General features: G+C 31.9%; 13 protein-coding genes. 7 read left to right on the top strand and 6 right to left on the bottom strand.

Features of this window, described 5'->3' with window-relative positions:
* Positions 1-7243 (top strand): LPXTG cell wall anchor domain-containing protein (locus tag LQ682_RS02025; protein ID WP_239723800.1); only part of this gene is annotated, 7243 nt, incomplete at its 5' end.
* A 66-nt stretch (positions 7244-7309) separates the two neighbouring features.
* On the opposite strand, the gene LQ682_RS02030 is transcribed toward LQ682_RS02025, so the two are convergent.
* The 4 genes from LQ682_RS02030 to LQ682_RS02045 form a co-directional block, all read right to left on the bottom strand.
* The gene (locus LQ682_RS02030) at positions 7310-7978 is read right to left on the bottom strand and encodes an MgtC/SapB family protein (RefSeq protein WP_239723801.1); all 669 of its coding nucleotides are present in this window, start codon (positions 7976-7978) and stop codon (positions 7310-7312) included.
* Between the two features lie 462 nt (positions 7979-8440).
* Positions 8441-8989, bottom strand: a complete 549-nt coding sequence (locus tag LQ682_RS02035; RefSeq protein WP_239723802.1) for a YdhK family protein — start codon at positions 8987-8989, stop codon at positions 8441-8443.
* 20 nt (positions 8990-9009) lie between these two features.
* Positions 9010-11058, bottom strand: coding sequence for a heavy metal translocating P-type ATPase (locus tag LQ682_RS02040; protein WP_239723803.1), 2049 nt, complete (start codon positions 11056-11058; stop codon positions 9010-9012).
* Between the two features lie 307 nt (positions 11059-11365).
* Positions 11366-11986: an NAD(P)-dependent oxidoreductase gene (locus LQ682_RS02045; protein ID WP_239723804.1), complete on the bottom strand. Its 621-nt coding sequence runs from the start codon at positions 11984-11986 to the stop codon at positions 11366-11368.
* 219 nt (positions 11987-12205) lie between these two features.
* On the opposite strand from LQ682_RS02045, the gene LQ682_RS02050 reads away from it, so the two are divergent.
* From LQ682_RS02050 to xylE, 4 genes are all read left to right on the top strand, one after another.
* Positions 12206-13360, top strand: a complete 1155-nt coding sequence (locus LQ682_RS02050; protein ID WP_275589619.1) for an ROK family transcriptional regulator — start codon at positions 12206-12208, stop codon at positions 13358-13360.
* Positions 13361-13507: 147 nt separating this feature from the next.
* A complete protein-coding gene (gene xylA, locus LQ682_RS02055) occupies positions 13508-14830 on the top strand; it encodes a xylose isomerase (RefSeq protein WP_239723806.1) in 1323 nt (440 codons plus the stop codon).
* 5 nt (positions 14831-14835) lie between these two features.
* Positions 14836-16326, top strand: a complete 1491-nt coding sequence (xylB, locus tag LQ682_RS02060) for a xylulokinase (RefSeq protein WP_239723807.1) — start codon at positions 14836-14838, stop codon at positions 16324-16326.
* A gap of 20 nt (positions 16327-16346) precedes the next feature.
* Positions 16347-17804, top strand: a complete 1458-nt coding sequence (xylE, locus tag LQ682_RS02065) for a D-xylose transporter XylE (RefSeq protein ID WP_064204730.1) — start codon at positions 16347-16349, stop codon at positions 17802-17804.
* Between the two features lie 174 nt (positions 17805-17978).
* Here xylE and LQ682_RS02070 read toward each other — a convergent pair whose 3' ends face one another.
* A complete protein-coding gene (locus LQ682_RS02070; protein ID WP_239723808.1) occupies positions 17979-19376 on the bottom strand; it encodes an MFS transporter in 1398 nt (465 codons plus the stop codon).
* Positions 19377-19694: 318 nt separating this feature from the next.
* On the opposite strand from LQ682_RS02070, the gene LQ682_RS02075 reads away from it, so the two are divergent.
* Positions 19695-20156 (top strand): DUF2243 domain-containing protein, encoded by a 462-nt coding sequence (locus LQ682_RS02075; RefSeq protein ID WP_239723809.1) that lies wholly within the window; start codon positions 19695-19697, stop codon positions 20154-20156.
* Positions 20143-20916, top strand: a complete 774-nt coding sequence (locus LQ682_RS02080; protein ID WP_239723810.1) for a cytochrome c oxidase assembly protein — start codon at positions 20143-20145, stop codon at positions 20914-20916. The genes LQ682_RS02075 and LQ682_RS02080 overlap by 14 nt, the downstream gene beginning before the upstream one ends.
* Before the next feature lie 529 nt (positions 20917-21445).
* Here the strand turns inward: LQ682_RS02080 and LQ682_RS02085 are convergent.
* The gene (locus LQ682_RS02085; RefSeq protein ID WP_239723811.1) at positions 21446-21868 is read right to left on the bottom strand and encodes a pyridoxamine 5'-phosphate oxidase family protein; all 423 of its coding nucleotides are present in this window, start codon (positions 21866-21868) and stop codon (positions 21446-21448) included.
* Positions 21869-21878: the final 10 nt, after the last annotated feature.

A 21878-nucleotide genomic window follows, 5' to 3' on the forward strand; every position in this document is an offset into this window, starting at 1 on the left:
ATTGAATAATCAAAAAGAGCAAGGTAAATCTAATATCAATAATTTAAGTAATTTAACAGCTGAAGATATTAGTAATTTTACAAATCAAATTGCGAACGCTAAAGATAAATCGGCAATAGATAAAGCGGTACAAGATGCTCAAATTAAAGATGCAACTAACTTATTGAATAATCAAAAAGAGCAAGGTAAATCTAATATCAATAATTTAAGTAATTTAACAGCTGAAGATATTAGTAATTTTACAAATCAAATTACGAACGCTAAAGATAAATCGGCAATAGATAAAGCAGTACAAGATGCACGTAATAAAGATGCGACTAATTTATTAAACAGTCAAAAAGACAGAGGGCAGTCTAATATCAATGAATTGCCTAATTTAACAGACGAAGAGAAAGCGGAGTTCAATAATCAAATTACAAATGCTGTAGATAAAGCAGCTATCGATAAAGTTGTTGCTAATGCAAAAGCTAAAGATGATAGTAATTTACTTAATGCACAAAGAAATAAAGGTAATTCTACAATTAATGGAATGAGCAATTTAACAGACGAAGAAAAAGCGAATTTCAGTAACCAAATTACAAATGCTGAAAATAAAGCAGCCATTGATCAAGTTGTTAAAGATGCAGAAGCTCAAGATGCACAAAACAAAGCTGTAGCAGACTTACAACAAGCAAAAGAAAATGCACAATCTACGTTAGATAGTTTAGCGAATCTGACTGATGATGCACGTAATACTATTATTACTAATATTAATGAAGCAACATCACCAGAAGATATAGCGAATATTGTAAGCGATGCTAAGCAACAAGATAAAGAGCAATTATTATCAAACCAAAAAGAGCAAGGTAAACAAAACATTAATGATTTAGCTAATTTATCTGATGAAGAACGCAATCAGTTCGAGCAACAAATTACAGATGCAACAGATAAAGCAGCAATTGACAAAGTAATACAAGAAGCTCGAGATAAAGACGCCTCAAATTTATTAAACAGTCAAAAAGATCAAGGTCATCAAGATTTAAATAATTTAGCTAATTTATCTGATGAAGAACGCAATCAATTCGAGCAACAAATTACAGACGCAACAGATAAAGCAGCAATCGACAAAGTAATACAAGAAGCTCGAGATAAAGACGCCTCAAATTTATTAAACAGTCAAAAAGATCAAGGTAGACAAGAGCTTAATGATTTAAGTAACCTGACAGATGAAGAGCGTAATCAGTTTGAACAACAAATCAGTGATGCCTCTAACCAAGAAGGCATACATCAAGCTGTAAACGATGCTAAATTGAAGGATGCAGAGAATAAAGCAATGAAAGATTTAGCAGATGCTAAATCAAATGCTCAAACTGACGTTGATAACTTAACTAATTTAAATGAACAAGAGAAAGCTAATATTGCTCAACAACTTGAAAATGCAACAAGTCGAGATGAAGTGTCTCAAATTTTGAAAGACGCACAAAGTAAGGACGCATCAAACTTATTAAATAAACAAAAAGAACAGGGTACAGTTGATGTTGATGGTTTAACTAATTTATCAGATGAAGAGAAAGAACAGTTTAAACAGCAGATTTCTGATGCTACAGATGAAACTGCTATAAATGAAGCTATAAATAACGCTAAAGCACAAGACATCGAAAATAAAGCAACTCAAAATTTAGAAAATGCTAAAAATGATGCGCAATCTCAAATTGATAATATGGAACATTTAACTGATGAAGACAAGTCGGACATTACACAAAGACTTGAAGATGCAGATAATCCAGAAACAGTAGCAGATATTATTAAAGACGCTTTACAACAGAATGCTGACAATTTACTTAACAATCAAAAAGAGCAAGGTAAGCAACAATTAAATGACTTGAGCAATTTAACTGATGAACAACGTTCAGAATTTGAACAACGTATTACTGACGCAACAAATGAAGCTAGCATCAAAGAAGCAATAAATGAAGCGAAAGCACAAGATGCTGACAATAAATCTGCTAAAGACTTATCAGACGCTAAAGAGAAAGCTCAAACTGATATCGAACAACTTGATAATTTATCTGAAGATGAAAAAACAAATATTAACCAACAACTTAAAGATGCAACTTCACCAGAAGAAGTGGCTCAAATCATTAAAGATGCCCAAAACAAAGATGACGCTAATTTCTTAGATAAGCAAAAGCAGCAAGGTAGCGAAGAGATTAATAATTTAGGCAATTTAACGGATGAAGAGAAAGAACAGTTCAAACAACAAATTACTGATGCATCAGATAAAGCTACAATTGATCAAACAATTAAAGATGCAAAAGCACAAGACGTAGACAATAAAGCATATAAAGACTTATCAGACGCTAAAGAGAAAGCTCAAACTGATATTGATCAACTAACTAACTTAACAGATGATAATAAAACAAAAATTGCTCAACAGCTTGAAGAAGCTTCATCTTCAGAAGATGTGAAGAAAATTGTAGATGATGCACGAAACCAAGATGCTCAAAACTTATTAGATAAGCAAAAGCAACAAGGTACAACTGATATCGATGCATTAATTAATTTATCAGACGAAGAAAAAGAGCAGTTCAAAGAGCAAGTTTCAAACGCTACAGATGAAACAGCTATAAATGAAGCGATTAATGATGCAATAGCAAAAGATATTCAAAATAAAGCAGAAAAAGATTTATCAGATGCTAAAGATCAAGCAAAATCTACAGTTGATGACCTTACTAATTTAACTGAAGACGATAAAATAAATATTAAAGAACAATTAGATGGTGCAACAACTCCAGAAGATGTACTTAATATTCTTAAAGATGCTCAAGAAAAAGATGAAAATAATTTATTAGAAAAGCAAAAACAACAAGGTAACGACGATATTAATGAATTAGATAACTTAACTCAAGATGAACAAGAAGCATTCAACCAACAAATTAAAGATGCAACGACGAAATCTGATATCGATAAAGCAGTACAAGATGCACGTAATCAAGATGCTGATAACTTACTTAATAGTCAAAAAGAGCAAGGTAAAAAAGATCTTAGTGGTTTAAGTAATTTAACGGATGATGAACGTGAAGACTTTGAACAACAAATTGTAGATGCGACTGGTAAAGCGGATATCGATAAAATCGTTCAAGAAGCTAATGCAAAAGATGCATCGAATCTTCTTGAAAATCAAAAAGTACAAGGTGCTAATGATATAAACGACTTAAGCAACCTGTCTGATGAAGAGAAATCTAACTTTAATCAACAAATTACAGATGCAACAACTAAAGAAGCAATTGATAAAGTAATTCAAGACGCTAGAGAACAAGACGCATCAAACTTACTTGAAAATCAAAAAAGTGAAGGTAATAAGACAGTAAATGACTTAAGCAATTTATCTGATGAAGAGAAGTCAAACTTTAATCAGCAAATTACAGATGCGACAACTAAAGAAGCAATTAATAAAGTAATTCAAGACGCTAGAGAGCAAGATGTATCAAACTTACTTATGTCTCAAAAAGAGCAAGGTAATCAAAAGCTAAACGATTTAATTAACCTAACAGATGATGATCGAGCTGAGTTTGAACAACAAATTGCAAATGCAACAGATAAAGAAGCAATTGATAAAGCTTTACAAGACGCTAAGAATAAAGACCTAGCTAATTTAAACGAGAATAAAACTCAAGGTAATAAAGATATTGATGCATTAGCTAATTTATCCGAAGAAGAGAAAAGTATTTACACTCAACAAATCGCTGAAGCTACAACAAAAGATGCGATTGACCTAGCAGTACAAGATGCAAAAGAGAGAGATGCAAATAATTTATTAAGTGATCAAAAACAACAAGGTAATTCAGATATAAGTAATTTATCCAATTTATCGGAAAATGAGAAAAATGAATTTGCTCAGCAAATTTATGATTCTACAGACAAAGATGCCATTGATAAAATAGTACAAACAGCGCGTAAACAAGACGCAACAAACTTACTTAATGAACAAAAAAATGAAGGACAACAAGATATAGACAGTTTGGGTAACTTAACAGAAGAAGACCGTATTAAGTTTGAACAACAAATTACAGATGCAACAGATAAAACAGCTATTGATAAAGTAATCCAAGACGCTAAAGATAAAGATGCAAGCAATCTATTAAACTCTCAAAAAGATAACGGTCAAACAAATATTGATGCTTTAGAGAATTTATCTGACGAAGAAAAAGGTAAATTCAGTAAACAAGTTTCTGAGGCTACAACAAAAGAGGAAATCGATAAAGCAGTAGCAGATGCGAAATCGCAAGATATTCAAAACAAAGCAGATCAAGATCTATCTCAAGCTAAAAAAGATGCACAAACTCAACTTGATCAACTAGCTAACTTAACAGACGAAGAGAAAGAAGATTTACAACAACAACTAGAATCAGCTGAAACACCAGAAGAAGTAGGAAATATTGTTAAAGATGCTAATGAAACTGACGCAAGCAATTTATTAAACAAACAAAAAGAAAATGCACAGACTGAAGTTAATGCCTTAAATGATTTATCAGAAAAAGAAAAAGCAGAATTTAACAAACAAATTCAAGATACAACTACGAAAGCTGATATCGATAAAATCGTTGAAGATGCTACAAATAAATCGGCTGATAATTTACTCAATAATCAAAAAGATAGTGCACAAACCAACATTAATGGTTTAAACGATTTATCTGACAAAGAAAAATCTGATTTCAATAAGCAAGTACAAGATGCAACAACAAAAGAAGAAATCGATAAAGCAGTGGCAGATGCGAAAGCACAAGATATCCAAAATAAAGCAGATAAAGACTTAGCAGCTGCTAAAGAACAAGCTAAAGAAGTTATAGATAACCTGGGAAATCTTAGTTATGAAGACAAAGCACAATATAAAGAAAATATTGATTCCTTAGATAATTCTATGGATATAGCAGAAGTTATTGAAGGTGCTCAAGACCTAGATGCAAGCAATTTACTAAACAAACAAAAAGATAACGCTGCAGCCGATATAAATGGTCTAGAGCATTTATCAGAACAAGAGAAAGAAACATTTAATGAACAAATAGAGAATGCTAAAGATAAAGTTACTATCGATCAAATTGTGCAAAATGCTCAAGAAAAATCCGATGAAAAACTACTTGATAGTCAAAAACAATCAGGCACAAATGATATTAATAATTTAGAGAATTTATCAGAAGAAGAAAAAACAGCATTTAATAATAAAGTGAATGTGGCTACATCTAAAGAAGAAATCGATAAAGCAGTAACAGATGCGAAAGCACAAGATGTTCAAAACAAAGCAGACAAAGATTTAGCAGCTGCAAAAGAAGATGCGAAAAACCAAATTGATCAACTTACTAATTTAACAGAAGAAGAGAAAGCAGATTTACGACAACAACTAGAGTCAGCTGAAACACCAGAAGAAGTAGGAAATATTGTTAAAGATGCTAATGAAACTGACGCAAGCAATTTATTAAACAAACAAATAGAAAATGCACAGACTGAAGTTAATGCCTTAAATGATTTATCAGAAGAAGAAAAAGCAGAATTTAACAAACAAATTCAAGATGCAACTACGAAAGCTGATATCGATAAGATTGTTGAAGATGCAACCGATAAAGCAGCTGATAATCTTTTGAATAAGCAAAAAGAAAATGCACAAGATAATGTTAATGGTCTAAATAACTTATCTGACAAAGAAAAATCTGATTTCAATAAGCAAGTACAAGATGCAACTACGAAAGCTGATATCGATAAAGCAGTGGCAGATGCGAAAGCACAAGATGCTAATAATTTACTAAGTAATCAAAAAGATCAAGGCCAACAAGAACTTGATAGCTTAAATAATTTAACAGATGAAGAGAAGACACAATATAAAGAACAATTAAATAATACAACTTCTAAAGCAGAAATTGACAAAGTAATTAGTGATGCAAAAGCACAAGATGCAAGTAACTTACTCACTTTACAAAAAGCTAAAGGTCAAGAAGACATCAATAGCCTGAAAAATCTAACAGAAGATGAACTTGCTGAATTTGCCCAACAAATAGAAAATGCTAAAGATAAAGAAACTATTGATAAAGTTGTACAAGATGCAAAAGCACAAGATGCTACAAACATGCTTAATAAGCAAAAGGGTAATGCTAAAACTGGTATCAATATGCTAGAGGGCTTATCTCATCGAGAAAAAGAAGTATTTAATAAACAAATAGATGATGCTACTGATAAAGAAGAGCTTGATAAGATTGTTCAGGCTGCTAAAGATAAAGCAGAGAAAAACATACTTGATAGACAAAAACAACAAGGTACAAATGATGTGAATAGTTTAGATAATTTATCTGATAAAGAAAAGTCGGAATTTAATAAACAAATTTCAAGTGCAAAGTCAAAAGAGGAAATTGATAAAGTTGTGTCAGATGCAAAAGCAAAAGATATACAAAATAAAGCTAAACAAGATTTAGTAGCTGCCAAAGATAAAGCTCGATCAGAAATTGATCAATTGAATAACTTAACTGATAAACAAAAAGGTAACTTCCAACAACAAATTGAAAAAGCACAAACACCAGAAGATTTGGTAAATATCATCAAAGATGCACAAACTCAAGACGCTCAGAATGCACTCAACAATGCTAAAGATAATGCTAAACAAAACGTAGATGACTTAGTTAACTTATCATATGAAGAAAAATCAGATTTCAATAAACAAATAGATGATGCACAAACTCAATTAGACATTGATAAAATCGTAAACAAAGCACAAGTACAAAACACAGTTAATCTAAATAAAAATCAAGATAATGCTCAAGATATAATCAATGACTTACCAAACATAGATGACACTGTGAAAAATGATTTTAACAATCAAGTTGACCAAGCAATTACATCTAATCAGATTACTGATATTATAAAACAAGCACAACAACAAGATGCTAATCAATTATTAGTAAATCAACAATCAGAAGGTAATGCGAAGATAAATGCCTTGCCAAACCTTGATGAAATAACTAAACAACAACTACAGAATCAAATCGCACAAGCACCAAATCAACAAGATATTAACCGTATCGTCAGTGAAGCGGAACGCATAAACAACGGTGCACAACAAAGCAACAAAACCAAAGATAATAAAGGCAATGAAGCATTACCTGATACAGGTGAAGAAACAAATGATTCAAGAAAAACAACAACATTGTTTGGGGCATTATTCGCAGCACTTGGTTCAATTGTTCTATTTAGGTCACGTCGCAAAGATAAAAACAAATAAAAATTTAAAGGGTCTGAGACATAATCAATGTCTCAGACCCTTTTTTAAGATATATACCTAATTCAATTAATTAACTGCTCTAACATCTTCTAAGCTGAATAAATTTTCCATAAGTTCATTGTTATTATAAGTTTTAGAAACAACTTTACCTGTTACGCTTAAATAAATTATATCCTGGTCTATTTTATATACGTAAAATGAAATATTTTCAATATTATTTTCTTTAAGTAAATTGTATATATCCTGTTTTAAATAGTTTGAATAATAAGCTTCAATATTTTCTTGTATTCTTTCTTTTTTAACAATTTTTTCGTATATAAAATTTTCTCTCAAAAAGTACTGGATAATGACAATTAAAATTGCTGATAGAATCCCGATGAAATAAAGTCCCGAACCTAAAGCCATACCTACGCCTGAAGTTATCCATAGTCCAGCAGCAGTTGTTAGCCCGTTAATATTTTGATTTTTAATCAATATTGTACCAGCACCAATAAAACTGATACCACTTACAACTTGAGCAGCTACCCTTGATGGATCTAGCTCAACGTTTGAATAGTTTAAAATATCATTAAACCCGTATTTTGAAATGATAATAAACAACGCTGAAGCGGCGGATACAAGTATATGCGTTCTAATGCTAGCAGCTTTCAGTCTTTGTGACCGTTCATAACCAATTATCGCACCACATAATACGGCCAAAAAAATTCTTAAAAATAAGTCTAATTGAAATAGCATAATATCCCTTCTTCCGATATAAAAGAGTGATTTGCAAAAGGTTAATAATACTTATTGTAAAAATATAAATTTTAATTGGCTAATAAATTAAGTAAGCGTAATTAGTAGTACTACTGAAAATTTTAAAGCATATTCAGTTTAACTTCTACTCATAGTATTTATATATACTCGGTTGATAATAAATTAAACAAAAACATACAAAGATTAGCTATGAAACAGAAGAAAAAGTTAATTCGTGATTTTACGTAAAGGTGGGTCTAATAAAGAAATGTTTACTTGGATTAATTAAGATAGAAAATCCAATAAAGGTATGTTTATTTGGATTATTGTGTTAGAAAATCCAATAAGATGATGTTTACCTGGATTAACGTCATGGAAAATCCAACAACAATATCGACTCGATCAATCCCATACAAAAAAGAGCTAAGGATTTATGTCCTTAGCTCTTTTATTCCGATATTTTTAACGTGTTGTTAGTTCATCGCCCGTCATCCATTTATGATTTTTAACCATTTTATCATTATCTGTTGATTGATAATCTACGATATAAACAGTTGTTTCTTCTACATCATCAATTTTAGCTTCTGCATTTTTCATGCCAGACATATGGTCAGCTTCTAATTTAACAGTGTCACCTTTTTTGAAACCATGCTCAGGTGCGTCGGCTACTTCTTCGTTAACAACCCATTTATGATTGTTAACTTTGTCGCCTCCGTTTGTAGGTGTGTAACTTACTTCATAAGCATAAGTTTTATAGGCTTCTTTCACTGTACCTTTGGCGTTTTTCATCCCAGCCATATGCCCCTCTGTGATTGTAACTTTATCACCTTTTTTAAACTTGCCATCGTTTGTACTCTTCATGTTTTCTGGTGTTTTACTATCGCTTTTATGCTCCATATGTTCTTCTTCTTTATGATTGTTAGATTTTTTATCTTCTGCCTCTTTATCTGATGAACAAGCGGATAATATGAGTCCTGATGCTAATATAATAAAACTGAATTTCTTAATCATAATTTGAAAGCTCCTATCTTTTATTTTAATTTTAGTGTAAAAGCATTAATTGCTACGATAATCGTACTGAATGACATGAGTATTGCGCCAACAGCAGGGGATAAAATTAATCCTATTGCAGCTAATATTCCAGCTGCTAGAGGTACAGCAACGACGTTGTATCCAGCACCCCACCAAAGGTTTTGAACCATTTTCTTCATTGTGTTTTTAGAAAGGTCTAAGAAACTAATAATATCTGATGGGTTACTTTTAACAAGTATGACATCGCCAGACTCAACGGCTACATCCGTACCTGCACCTATAGCCATGCCAATATCGGCTCTAATAAGACTTGGCGCATCGTTAATACCATCACCAACCATCATAACTTTACTACCTTTTGATTGATAATCTTTAATGATTTTTTCTTTATCTTCCGGCATTAATTGTGAATGTACATCATCGATACCTAACTCTTTGGCAACTGCTTGAGCAACTTCATTATTATCACCTGTAAGCATGACAGGTGTGATGTTTCTAGATAATAAATCAGAAACCATTTGTTTTGAACTTTCTTTAATTTTGTCACCTTGCGCGATAACGCCAATAACTTGGTTGTCATCAATTAAATAACTAACGGAATTGCCTTCTTTAGCAAGGTCAGTAAATTGTTCTTTGTTGTAATCAAATTTATTTTGATTTAAATAAGTTACATTTGTTATTTTTAATTTTCTATTATTAACAGTACCTTCTAGACCTACACCTGGTAAGTTGTTAACTTCTTTAGGGCTAGCATAGGATATGTCCTTACTTTTAACGTAATTGACTATACCAGTAGCAAGAGGGTGATTGGAATTGCTCTCTAATGAAGCAAATAGACTCAATACCTCTTCATCTGTTAACTGTTCATTAAAGCTTTCATAATGGTTAACTGAGAAATTACCTTCAGTTAACGTGCCAGTTTTATCCATCATTATATAATCTAAATGTTGAGCTGTTTCTACAGACTCTCTATTTTTTATAATTAAACCATTGTGTGCACCTATAGATGTAGAACGTGCTGTAACTAAAGGAATCGCTAATCCCAATGCGTGAGGACAAGCTATGACAAGTACTGTTACAAGACGTTCAAGTGCAAAATCAACATTACTTTGAATAAGCATCCATACAATAAACGAAATTAAGCCGATACTTACTGCAAAGTAGAATAAATAACCTGCTACTTTATCAGATAATAATTCAGCTTTGGATTTATCATTTTGTGCTTGGTTCACTAATCCCATTACTTGAGAAAGGTAGCCGTTTTCGCCGGTAGCAGTAACTTTAACTTGAATAGTTCCTGAGCCATTGATGGAACCACCAATAACTTCATCGTTATAAGCTTTAGGAACGAGTTTTGATTCCCCTGTTACTAATGATTCGTCAATGGAAGTTTCACCTTGTGCGATGATACCGTCAGTAGGTATACTTTCACCAGCTTTAACTTCAACGATATCATCAATATCAATATCTGATATTTTCACTTCTTGACGTTGGTCTTCATCGATTACTTTTATAGCGGTATTAGGTAAAAGTTCCGCCATTTTCTTTAAAGCATTGCTAGCATTACCAACTGCATTCATTTCAATCCAGTGACCTAATAACATAATGACAATTAAAGTAGCTAACTCCCAGAAAAAGTCCATAGTATGGGACGACGAAGAGCTAAAGTTATTCATATAAAATGCATATAAACTATAAATATATGCAACTGAAATACCTAGTGTAACTAACGTCATCATTCCAGGTTTTTTACTTAAAATCTCAGATTTAGCACCTGTAATAAATGGCTTTCCGCCATAAAAGAATAAAATTGTAGCTAGAATTAATACGATCCAATCTGAACCTGTAAATGAAACTTGGAACGGTAATTTTACGCCCATCATTGGTGATAAAATGATGATGGGTATTGCGAAAATTAATGAAATAAAGAATTTACTTTTAAAATTACCATGATGGTGAGCGTGGTCACTATGATTATCATGGTCTTCATGATTTTCATGTCCTTGATGACTATGATGCTCATGATCATGCTTGTTATCTTTATTCATGATAATGAACCTCCTAATTTATAAAATTTAAAAGAACAACTAGTTGATAATCAAAGTATAACATATACCCCCTATAGGTATATAGTAAAATGATTTTTTGTTGATTTTATTGTTCAATAACTACAATCATGGTTTACAATAAATAGTGATAACAAGCCTTCCAAGAACTTTATAAAAAAGAAATGTTGATAAAAATTGGAGCTGAAAATAATGAACAACAAATCACTTATTTTTTATTTCAAAAAACTTTTCAGCTATTCTCAAAAATAAAGCCCAGGACAATTATTTATGTCCCGGGCTTTTCTATTTAATACGCAATACCGACTCGCGATTTAACATATTCATCGTTATTCAACTGTTGATAAGCGAATTCTGCAGTATCTGGTACGGAGATTTTAACGCTATCTTCAGGTAAATAATTTTTCTCTGTTCGATATTTGCCAGTTCTTTCTCCATCAGGTAAATACGTAGGACAAACAATTGTCCATTCAAGGGTTGATTGGTCGAGTAGTTCATATACTTTATGATGTTCTTTCGCTGCACGAGTCGTTTTTCTTTTGGATTCGTTTGATTCATAACGTAGAAGATCGATGTCAGTTCTACTTTGTAATATGCCAGCTGTACCTATAGTAATGATACGCTTAACGCCTTCTTGTTCCATTGCTTCAATAATAAGAGGCATAGCTTCTGTTAATGTAGTTGTACCATCAGTACCTAATGCACTGAATACAACATCTACACCTTTTATTGCCTGGGCAATATCATCTTTGTTTAACACATTGCCTTCTATTATATTGAGTTGGTTATATTTAGTTTTTAATTTTTCTTTATTACGAACTAATACATTTATATGGTGATCGTCATTAATCGCATGATTTAAAATCTCATGACCAATACGACCAGTTGCTCCTAAAATTAAAATATTCATAAATTTATATGCTCCTTTTCAGTTATATAAAAAGTGATTTTAGATTGATGTATATAATATCAATGATATCATACAAGAAATTGAACAAATATGAATAATAGAGGGTATATATTAAATAAGGATAAAACTTTTGGCTATTTTAATATGTGTTAAAATAATAAATATAATAAAATGGATATTTAAAATAGAACATTCAAAGTGCATATGGGGTCTTAAATTATGGAAAATAACTTATTTTTAAATATAAATAGTAATGAAAAATTAGTGCTAAAAGAAATTTTTAATCATCAAAATATTTCACGCACAGAAATATCAAAGAATCTAGGAATTAATAAAGCGACCATTTCTAGTATTTTAAATAAATTGAAGAGTAAATCTTTAGTGCGCGAAGTTGGTGAAGGTGACAGTACGAAAAGTGGCGGAAGGAAACCGATCTTACTTAAGGTTAATCATCTGTATGGCTACTTTATTTCGTTAGATTTGACGTATAGTTCTGTTGAAGTGATGTATAACTACTTTGATGGTAATGTGATTCAACACGAATCTTATAAATTACCGAATGATAATGTAAGTAGTATATTAGATATTTTGAAAGAGCACGTTGATGTTCGTGAAAAACATGACACTATTCATGGTTTATTAGGTATGTCTGTATCTATACATGGTGTCGTTGATAATGATCAAAATGTCATTTATTTACCATTCCACAAGACGGACGGGGTTTCTATAACAGAAATGCTAAAAGAATTTGCTCAAGTTCCTGTGATGATCGAAAATGAGGCAAATCTTTCTGCATTGTATGAACGTAATTTTAAGCATAGTTTATCGATTAATAACCTTATAGCGCTTAGCATTCATAAAGGTATTGGTGCGGGCTTAATTATTAATAATAAATTGTATCGCGGTGCCAATGGTGAAGCGGGTGAGATTGGAAAAACACTTGTATCAAAAGTAAGCAATAATGTGGAAACTTATCATAAGATTGAAGATATTTTTTCTCAAGAAGCTTTACTACAAAATTTAAGCCATCAATTAGGTGAGACGTTAACACTTAGTAAACTAATTCAATATTATAAAGAGCGAAACTCTGTAGTTGTGCAAGAGATGGAGCAATTTATTAATAAGATTGCTATATTAATACATAACTTAAACACGCAATTTAATCCAAATGCTTTTTATGTTAACTGTCCGTTAATCAATGAAATGCCAGAAATTTTAGAAGAAATTAAAGAACAGTTTAAACAGTATTCTCGAAATGAAATTCAAATCAAGCTAAATTCTAATGTGAAGTATGCTACTTTGTTAGGCGGAACTTTAGCAATCATTCAAAAAGTGCTACAAATTGAAGACATTCAATTAGATATTCAGATTTAAAAAGAACTTGTTAGAAATCTTTTATAAGATTTCTAACAAGTTCTTTTTTTAATGTAGAAAGCGTTTACATAAATGATAGTATATGATATATTATTTTAAAAGTTAGTTTGTTTAATAAACTAACCAACTATCATTAGGAGGATTACAATGACATATTTCGACATAGATAAAGTAAAATACGAAGGTTCAAAATCACAAAACATTTATAGTTTTAAATATTATAATCCGAAAGAAAAAATAGGCGATAAAACGATGGCTGAACATTTAAGGTTTAGTGTCGCTTATTGGCATACATTTACTGCAGATCTTTCAGACCCATTTGGTGTAGGCACGGCTGAACGTGAATGGGATAACTTAAATGAGATGGACAAAGCTAAAGCAAGAGTGGATGCTATTTTTGAATTCATGGAAAAATTAAATCTTGAATATTTCTGTTTCCACGATATTGATATTGCTCCTGAAGGTTCTAATTTAAAAGAATCAAATGAAAACTTAGACGTAATAGTCGATCTTATTAAAGAAAAAATGGACGAGACGGGCAAGAAATTATTATGGAATACTACTAATAATTTCACACATGAACGTTTTGTACACGGAGCAGCTACATCTTCTAACGCTGAAGTATATGCATACGCTGCAGCGAAAGTGAAAAAATCTTTAGAAATTGCTAAAAAGTTAGGCGCAGAAAACTTTGTATTCTGGGGTGGTCGTGAAGGTTATGAAAGTTTATTAAATACCGATATGAAGTTAGAACTAGATAATTTAGCAAACTTCTTCAAGATGGCTAAAAGTTATGCTGAAGAAATAGGATTTGATGGACAATTCTTAATTGAACCTAAACCTAAAGAACCGACTACTCATCAATATGATACAGACGTTGCAACAGCTCATGCTTTCTTACAGAAGTATGGCTTAGATGATGTATTTAAATTTAATATTGAAGCAAACCACGCTACTTTAGCAGGTCATTCATTCCAACATGAACTAAGATATGCACGCGATAATCAAATGTTAGGATCAGTAGATGCCAATCAAGGTCATCCTCAACTAGGTTGGGATACTGATGAATTCCCTACAGACGTGTATGAGACGACATTAGCGATGTACGAAATACTTAAAAATGATGGTTTAAGCCCAGGTGGTCTAAACTTCGATGCTAAGCCAAGAAGAACATCATTTAAACAAGAAGACTTACTATTAACGCACATTGCAGGTATGGATACATTTGCACTTGGATTAAGAGTCGCTCATAAAATGATTGAAGATAACTTCTTCGAAAATATCATTAATAAAAAATATAAATCATTTAGTGAAGGTATCGGTAAGGAAATTGTAGAAGGAACAACTTCATTTAAAGAATTAGAAAAATATGCACATAAAATAGAAAAAATTGAAAATGAGTCAGATCACTTAGAAGTAATAAAATCACAAATCAATCAATATATTTTAAATATCAATAATGGAGAATGATAATTATGACTTATGTAATTGGCGTTGATATTGGTACAAGTGGATTAAAGTCCATAGTTGTTAATAAAGATGGTGAGGTCGTCGACTCTCATAGCATCAGTTATAAAACGACGCATCCAAAGTCTGGTTACAGTGAAATGGATCCAGATGTTTGGTACGAAGCAACAGTGAATAGTTTAACGCACTTATTAAAGAAATTTGATAAACAATCAATCACAGGTATTAGCTTTTCAGGACAGATGCATGGATTAGTCGTTGTTGACGAATCTGGTGATAGTATAAGGCCAGCTATTTTATGGAATGATACACGTACTTCACAAGAAGTGGAAGAAATTAAAGAAACTTTAGGTATGGAATTCTTACTTAAACAAACACAAAATACTGTACTTGAAGGTTTCACACTTCCGAAATTAATTTGGCTAAAAAATACTGAACCTAATAATTATAAAAAGATTCATAAATTTATGTTGCCGAAAGATTATGTTGTCTATAAATTGACGGGTAATATTTTCACAGAACCATCAGATGCTGCTGGAACGATTATGTATAATATCAAAACTGAAAAATGGTCTGAAACATTATTAAATCAATTAGATATTGATTCGAACATTTGCCCAGAAGTGATTCCTTCTCATCAAAAAAGTGGTGTGTTAAAAGAAGATATTAAGAATCAATTAAATATTGACTGGGAAATAAATATTTATCAAGGTGGCGCAGATAATGCCTGTGGTGCACTTGGTTCTGGTATAACAGATGAAACAAAACAACTTGTAAGCATTGGTACATCGGGCGTTGCACTTTCTATTGAGAACAGTGAACATTACGAAAATGACGGTAACATGCATTACTTTAGTCATTGTGTGCCAAATCAAAAGTATATTATGGGTGTCACACTTTCAGCTGGCTATAGTTTAGAATGGCTGAAGCAATTGCTTAACCCAGATGAAGACTTTAGTACATTCTTACAAGATATTTCACAATCTAAAATAGGGGCAAATGGACTCTTGTATACACCATATCTATTAGGTGAACGTACACCGTATAACGATGCATCTGTCAGGGGTAGCTTTATTGGGCTAGATGCTAATACATCGCAAAAGGATATTAAACGTTCAGTACTTGAAGGTGTTACTTACTCTATTAATGAAAGTATCGAGATTATGAAAAATCAAGATGTCGATATAAAAGAAATTGTTTCTATTGGTGGAGGCGCAAAAAATGAAGAATGGTTACAAATACAAGCGGATATCTTTAATGCGCCTATTATGACTAGGACAGAAGAACAAGGGCCAGCATATGGTGCTGCAATGTTAGCTGCAATGGGCGAAAACTGGTTTGATACATTTCAAGATATTAGCCAATCATGGATTAACTATCATGAAAAAGTCACGCCAGATTCAAAAAATAATGAATCATATCAAAAATTATTTAATATATATAAACAAATTTATACTGCAACTCAGCCACTAACGAAACACTTAGCTCAATTTAAATAACGAATTAGGGAGATGGGGTAATGAGTAGTTATGATAATAAGAGATTTATCTTTAAAATTGCACTAATCGCAACGCTTGGTGGGCTATTATTTGGTTATGATACAGCAGTAATTTCTGGGGCAGAACAATCATTACAAAAGTATATTACATCAGGATATGGTAGTTTTATCCACGGAATAACAGTATCAAGTGCTTTAATCGGGTGTATTATAGGTGGATTATTGTCTTCAAATATTTCAAGAAGTTTAGGTCGTAAAAAATCTTTACAAGTTGCTGCAATCTTATTTATAGTATCAGCAATTTTATCAGGATATCCAGAATTTCTATTCTTTGATGCAGGACAATCAAGTTTAGGGTTGTTAGTCATGTTTAATATATACCGTGTTATAGGTGGGATAGGAGTAGGCTTAGCTTCTGCTATTTCTCCAATGTATATTAGTGAAATTTCTCCTTCATCAATTAGAGGACGACTCGTATCTTGGAACCAGTTCGCAATTATATTTGGTATGTTAGTCGTATACTTTGTAAACTATGGTATTACATTTGGTCAATCACAAAATTGGGTTGATGTAATAGGTTGGCGTTATATGTTTATGACTGAAGCAATACCAGCTGTCGTATTCTTTGTATTGCTATTCTTAGTACCAGAAACACCTAGGTATTTAATATTAGCTAATAAAGATAAAGACGCATTAACTGTTCTGAATAAAATTTATTCATCAAATGAGCATGCTAAAAAAGTATTGAAAGATATATTATCTACAAAAAGTAAGAAAAATGATACAAAAGCACCATTATTTAGTTTTGGTAAAACAGTCATTATCATCGGAATATTGCTATCTATATTCCAACAATTTATTGGAATAAACGTAGCACTTTATTATGCACCGAGAATTTTCGAAACCCTTGGTGCAGGTAGTGATGCTTCAATGATTCAAACTGTCGTTATGGGATTAGTAAATGTGGTATTCACATTAATTGCTATAATTTATGTTGATAAATTTGGACGTAAACCGTTACTTATCATTGGATCAACAGGAATGGCTATCGGTATGATAGGCATGAGTATATTAACAGCAAATGGAATATTCGGTGTAATCACATTACTATTTATGGTCATCTATACTGCTTCATTTATGATGAGTTGGGGTCCAATTATTTGGGTATTATTATCAGAAATATTCCCGAACCGTATTAGAAGTAGTGCGATGGCTATAGCAGTAGCAGTTCAGTGGTTAGCGAACTTTACAATCACATCAACTTATCCATTTATGATGGATATCAGCGGTACAATGACTTATGGTTTTTATGCAACAATGAGTATATTGTCAGGAATATTTGTTTGGAAATTCATACCTGAAACTAAAGGTAAAACTTTAGAAGAACTAGAAAGTATATGGGAAAAAGATAAGCCTAACGAGAATAAACAAACTGAAGAATACGGAAATGTACCGTATGAAAATACAGTTACGAAGTAGTAAAGAGGCTGGGACATAAATACATGTCTCAGCCTCTTTTATTATAATGGCAGTAGCTGACTGGGTTGAAAATGTGCTTATATCAAGCTTTTTCCAACCCTAGTCATCCTTGCCGGGGCGGGACTACGAAATCTATTTATTAAAATGAGATTTCTGTCCCGCTCCGTTTTGTTGTTATACTTTTTCAATATATTGGTCTTCATGTTCTACATCTTTACCAACTGGCTCCCATTTAATAACGGTAGTAATAATTAAACCAAGTATAGGCACAGCGGCTAAAAATAGCATTGTATTATTTAGCCCGAAGTTAGCTAAAATAATTGGGAATATAAATGTCCCAAACATACTGCCGAATCGACTAACTGATTCAACAAATCCGGTACCTTTACCTCTTAAAATAGTCGGATAAGATAAGGCTCCAATTGCTTTACCTTGTGTGCCTGGACCACCTGCATGACCGAATAGGAAGAATGCTACCATGAGTGCAATTAACCATGTATATGTGTGTCCGTAAAAGAATCCGATGACTAACATTGAACAACCTACAATACTAAAACCAATCATCGTTAGTTTGTGTGCGCCGTATTTAGTTGTAAGTAATGCACCTACTAAACCACCAATGATACCAGCAACGTTAATCAAAGCTGTACCTGATAATGATTCAATTTTATTGTCACCAATAATGTATATAGCAATTAAAGGAATATATAATCCAATTGCATAATACTGCATCCCTTGCAATGTAGCTATTGAAGTCGCTAATATTGTTCTTTTACGATAACGTTTGTTGAATAATGTTCTTAAAGGATGTTTTACTTCTGTTTTACGGTAAGATTCATCTTCACCTTTATTCGGTTCAAGTTTCACTTTAATATTGTAGTTCTTTTCAAGTTCTCTTGTAGCTTGAGTAAGTGTTTTGTTTTTCATCGACCAAGTAGGGCTTTCACTTAAATAAAAGAGTCTCAAAACAAGTATAATCGTTGCAAATACAGCACCAAGACCTACTGAATAACGCCATAACCAAGTGCCAGTACCTAATTCATATAGCAGAATCACAATCAGTGCAGATGATACCACTGCAATATACCAGACAACTTGCCAATAATTGACGTTACGACCTTTATCCTTTTTATTACTGATTTCTGCAATGAATGTGAAAGCAACAGGGCTGTCCATACCGATTGCAAATCCCATCAATAATCTGAAACAGAGTAATATGAATGGGGTAGGCGATAACGCTGCACCGAGAGCGCCTATAATTAAGGAGATTAATGAAATGGATAGAATAAGCTTGCGGCCCAATTTATCAGCATAAAAACCACCAATAGCTGCACCAATTAAAGCACCAAAAGGCATAGCAGTCATAACAAAAGATAAATATGTTGCGGATAAATTAAATTCTTCTGTAAGCTGATCAGTAGCTGTACCTAAAATCGTTAAATCGTAAGCGTCTAAAAAAATAGTCCCTAATACTATAATAAGTAGTAGTGACGTACGTTTTGTTGTTTTTCGCTCATTTACATAATCGACGATATCTTGTTTCGTATGTATTGTGATTGTTTCATTTGTCATACCCGTCCCCTCCTAAAAATATGTTTGCACACTTTAATGAAGATACAAATATGTTGAATCAGAAGCTGTTTATAGTAAATATATACCCTTTGAGTGTAAATGTTAAATGATAAAAGTTATGAGTATAAATAATATTATCCGAATAACTATGTATAAAAAATTAACTACCTTACCGATTTATATATCATTCACTTTATTGTACAGTTTCCTGTACAGCAATCGAATGGTTTAGATGAGTATTCTTAAAATAGAGAGAGATTACGCTAAACATATGAGGGTATTTGTTAGAATAAGAGTTATTTTCGAGGGGTTATTTTGATGCATAATGAACGCCAACTTTACGATAAAAAACATAGGTGGTCCGGACTTATGTTTGGCTTTGGTTTAGCGGGTTTTATAGACGAAATGGTTTTTCATCAGTTTTTAAAGTGGCATCATTTTTATGATCAAATGACGAGAGAAGTAGGCTTATTTTCTGATGGTGTGTTAAACGCAATGTGTGGATTTTTTATTATTTTTGGTTTGTTTTTATTGGCAGATGCGAGACGGAAATTCAGCACGAATTGGATATTTTGGATTGGTCGAGTATTAATGGGAATGGGCACATTCCAGGTATATGACGGCATTATTAATCATAAAATTTTGAGAATGCACCAAATTCGCTACGTAGATAATGTCATTACTTATGATATAGTTTGGATTGTTACAGGATCTTTAATGATTATCGTTGGTTATTTGATGTCTCGAAAAAGAGAGATGATAAAGCATGATAATTCTTAATTCTTTGCCTATTGTTATCATAGCGTTATCCTTAATTGGTTCGTATATTGGAATGGCATTGAAAGAACGAAGTTGGCCATTTTATAGAAAATGTTTATGGGTAATTGGTGTTGGTAGTGGTTCAATTGTAATGATTGAACCAATGGCGAGTTTAATGCATCATCATTTTGTTAACCACATGTATGGGCATATACTATTAGGAATGTTAGCACCCCTTTTAATGGTGCTTGCAGCTCCGATAACGTTGTTATTAAAATCATTACCTACAAAAAGCGCGAGAAAATTAACTTCGTTTATGAATACTGGTTACGTCAAATTTATAATGCATCCAGTAACAGCACTTGTCTTAAATACTGGCGGTTTATGGTTATTGTATAGGACTGATTTATTCATGTACATGCATCATTCTGCTTTAATTTATTATTTAGTTCATATTCATATTTTTCTAGCAGGATACTTATTTACGTCTATCATGCTATATATAGATCCAGTACGAAATCCTTATTCATTTCGTTACAGGGCTATTGTTATGATGATTTCAGTCACTTTGCACCAAATATTATCTAAGTCATTTTATCCTTATCCTCCTTCAGGGGTAGAGACGAGTCAAGCAGAAAAAGGCGCAATGGTCATGTACTATGGCGGAGATGTAATAGAACTCTTTATTATATTTTTAATGTGTTTAAAATGGTATAACAGTGTGAGGCCGAAAAGAATAAATCAATATAATAAGCAGGGTAGTAAGAGGCTCAATGTCTAATGATTTAAAATTTTGTTTTGTGTATCGGAGATGTATGAATGGGTAAAGCACGTTTAATTATAATGCCATTATTTATCAGTTTAATACTTACATGTATTACGTATTTTTTATTCGTAATTATTGATTTAATAACAAATTACCATATTGCTGACTTGTTATTAAACGTAGATTTTGTAAGAAATTATCAAAATATAACTTTAATAGAAGAATTGAGTTATCATTTTTTAACTACTTTCATAATAGTAATTATCACTATTGTTATTTACGTTAATTTCAATAAATTGAAAATTATTTTTTTAACAACTCTCTTTATTATATTTACTGTTTTATATCCAATTCTTATAAAAATGTCAGAAAGGGATATATTTCAATATAGCTTAAATGAACATGTTATTTGGATAGTGGGTCATATATTATTTCTATACTTGTTAAACATTATTGTGACACGTAGTTACTTGAAGTGATTAGTAATAAAAAACCTGAAAATTCTTAAAAGATTTTTCAGGTTTTATTTAATATAAAAGCTTTATTATAGAGTGATAACCTGTGGTGTCTCTATATCGTCATCATTCATAAGTTTTATAGTTTTAGGTTTAATCTTTATAACGCATAAATCTGGATCTTTTTTAGAGTCAAAGAATGTTTTATCTTGGTTTTGCCATAACCAATTTATTGTTTCTTGATCTTCTATAATTTCTGCGTCAGCATCTATTTCTAAAAAGCTATGGTTCGTTGTTTCATTATATCCTAGTAATACATGTGCTTTCGGATTATCTCTGAATTCTTCAACTTTTGTCGTTTCTTTGCTTGTTTTTGTATATAGTGTCAAATCGTCGTTATAAAACATCATGTAACGACTGTTTGGTACGTTATTATGAGCTGTAGATAATACACCTACTCGTGATTGATTTAAAATGTTTTCAATTTTATCTTGGATTTCAGTTTTATCCATTTCTATCACC

Source organism: Mammaliicoccus sp. A-M4, assembly GCF_022386955.1.
Classification (GTDB): domain Bacteria; phylum Bacillota; class Bacilli; order Staphylococcales; family Staphylococcaceae; genus Mammaliicoccus; species Mammaliicoccus lentus.

What these genes read in the sequence shown, in the direction of transcription:
- LQ682_RS02075 (WP_239723809.1), top strand. Translation starts at nt 19,695, where the DNA reads ATGCATAATGAACGCCAACTTTACGATAAAAAACATAGGTGGTCCGGA.
- LQ682_RS02040 (WP_239723803.1), bottom strand. Translation starts at nt 11,058, where the DNA reads ATGAATAAAGATAACAAGCATGATCATGAGCATCATAGTCATCAAGGA.
- LQ682_RS02045 (WP_239723804.1), bottom strand. Translation starts at nt 11,986, where the DNA reads ATGAATATTTTAATTTTAGGAGCAACTGGTCGTATTGGTCATGAGATT.
- LQ682_RS02050 (WP_275589619.1), top strand. Translation starts at nt 12,206, where the DNA reads ATGGAAAATAACTTATTTTTAAATATAAATAGTAATGAAAAATTAGTG.
- LQ682_RS02070 (WP_239723808.1), bottom strand. Translation starts at nt 19,376, where the DNA reads ATGACAAATGAAACAATCACAATACATACGAAACAAGATATCGTCGAT.
- LQ682_RS02035 (WP_239723802.1), bottom strand. Translation starts at nt 8,989, where the DNA reads ATGATTAAGAAATTCAGTTTTATTATATTAGCATCAGGACTCATATTA.
- xylB (WP_239723807.1), top strand. Translation starts at nt 14,836, where the DNA reads ATGACTTATGTAATTGGCGTTGATATTGGTACAAGTGGATTAAAGTCC.
- xylE (WP_064204730.1), top strand. Translation starts at nt 16,347, where the DNA reads ATGAGTAGTTATGATAATAAGAGATTTATCTTTAAAATTGCACTAATC.
- xylA (WP_239723806.1), top strand. Translation starts at nt 13,508, where the DNA reads ATGACATATTTCGACATAGATAAAGTAAAATACGAAGGTTCAAAATCA.
- LQ682_RS02080 (WP_239723810.1), top strand. Translation starts at nt 20,143, where the DNA reads ATGATAATTCTTAATTCTTTGCCTATTGTTATCATAGCGTTATCCTTA.
- LQ682_RS02085 (WP_239723811.1), bottom strand. Translation starts at nt 21,868, where the DNA reads ATGGATAAAACTGAAATCCAAGATAAAATTGAAAACATTTTAAATCAA.
- LQ682_RS02030 (WP_239723801.1), bottom strand. Translation starts at nt 7,978, where the DNA reads ATGCTATTTCAATTAGACTTATTTTTAAGAATTTTTTTGGCCGTATTA.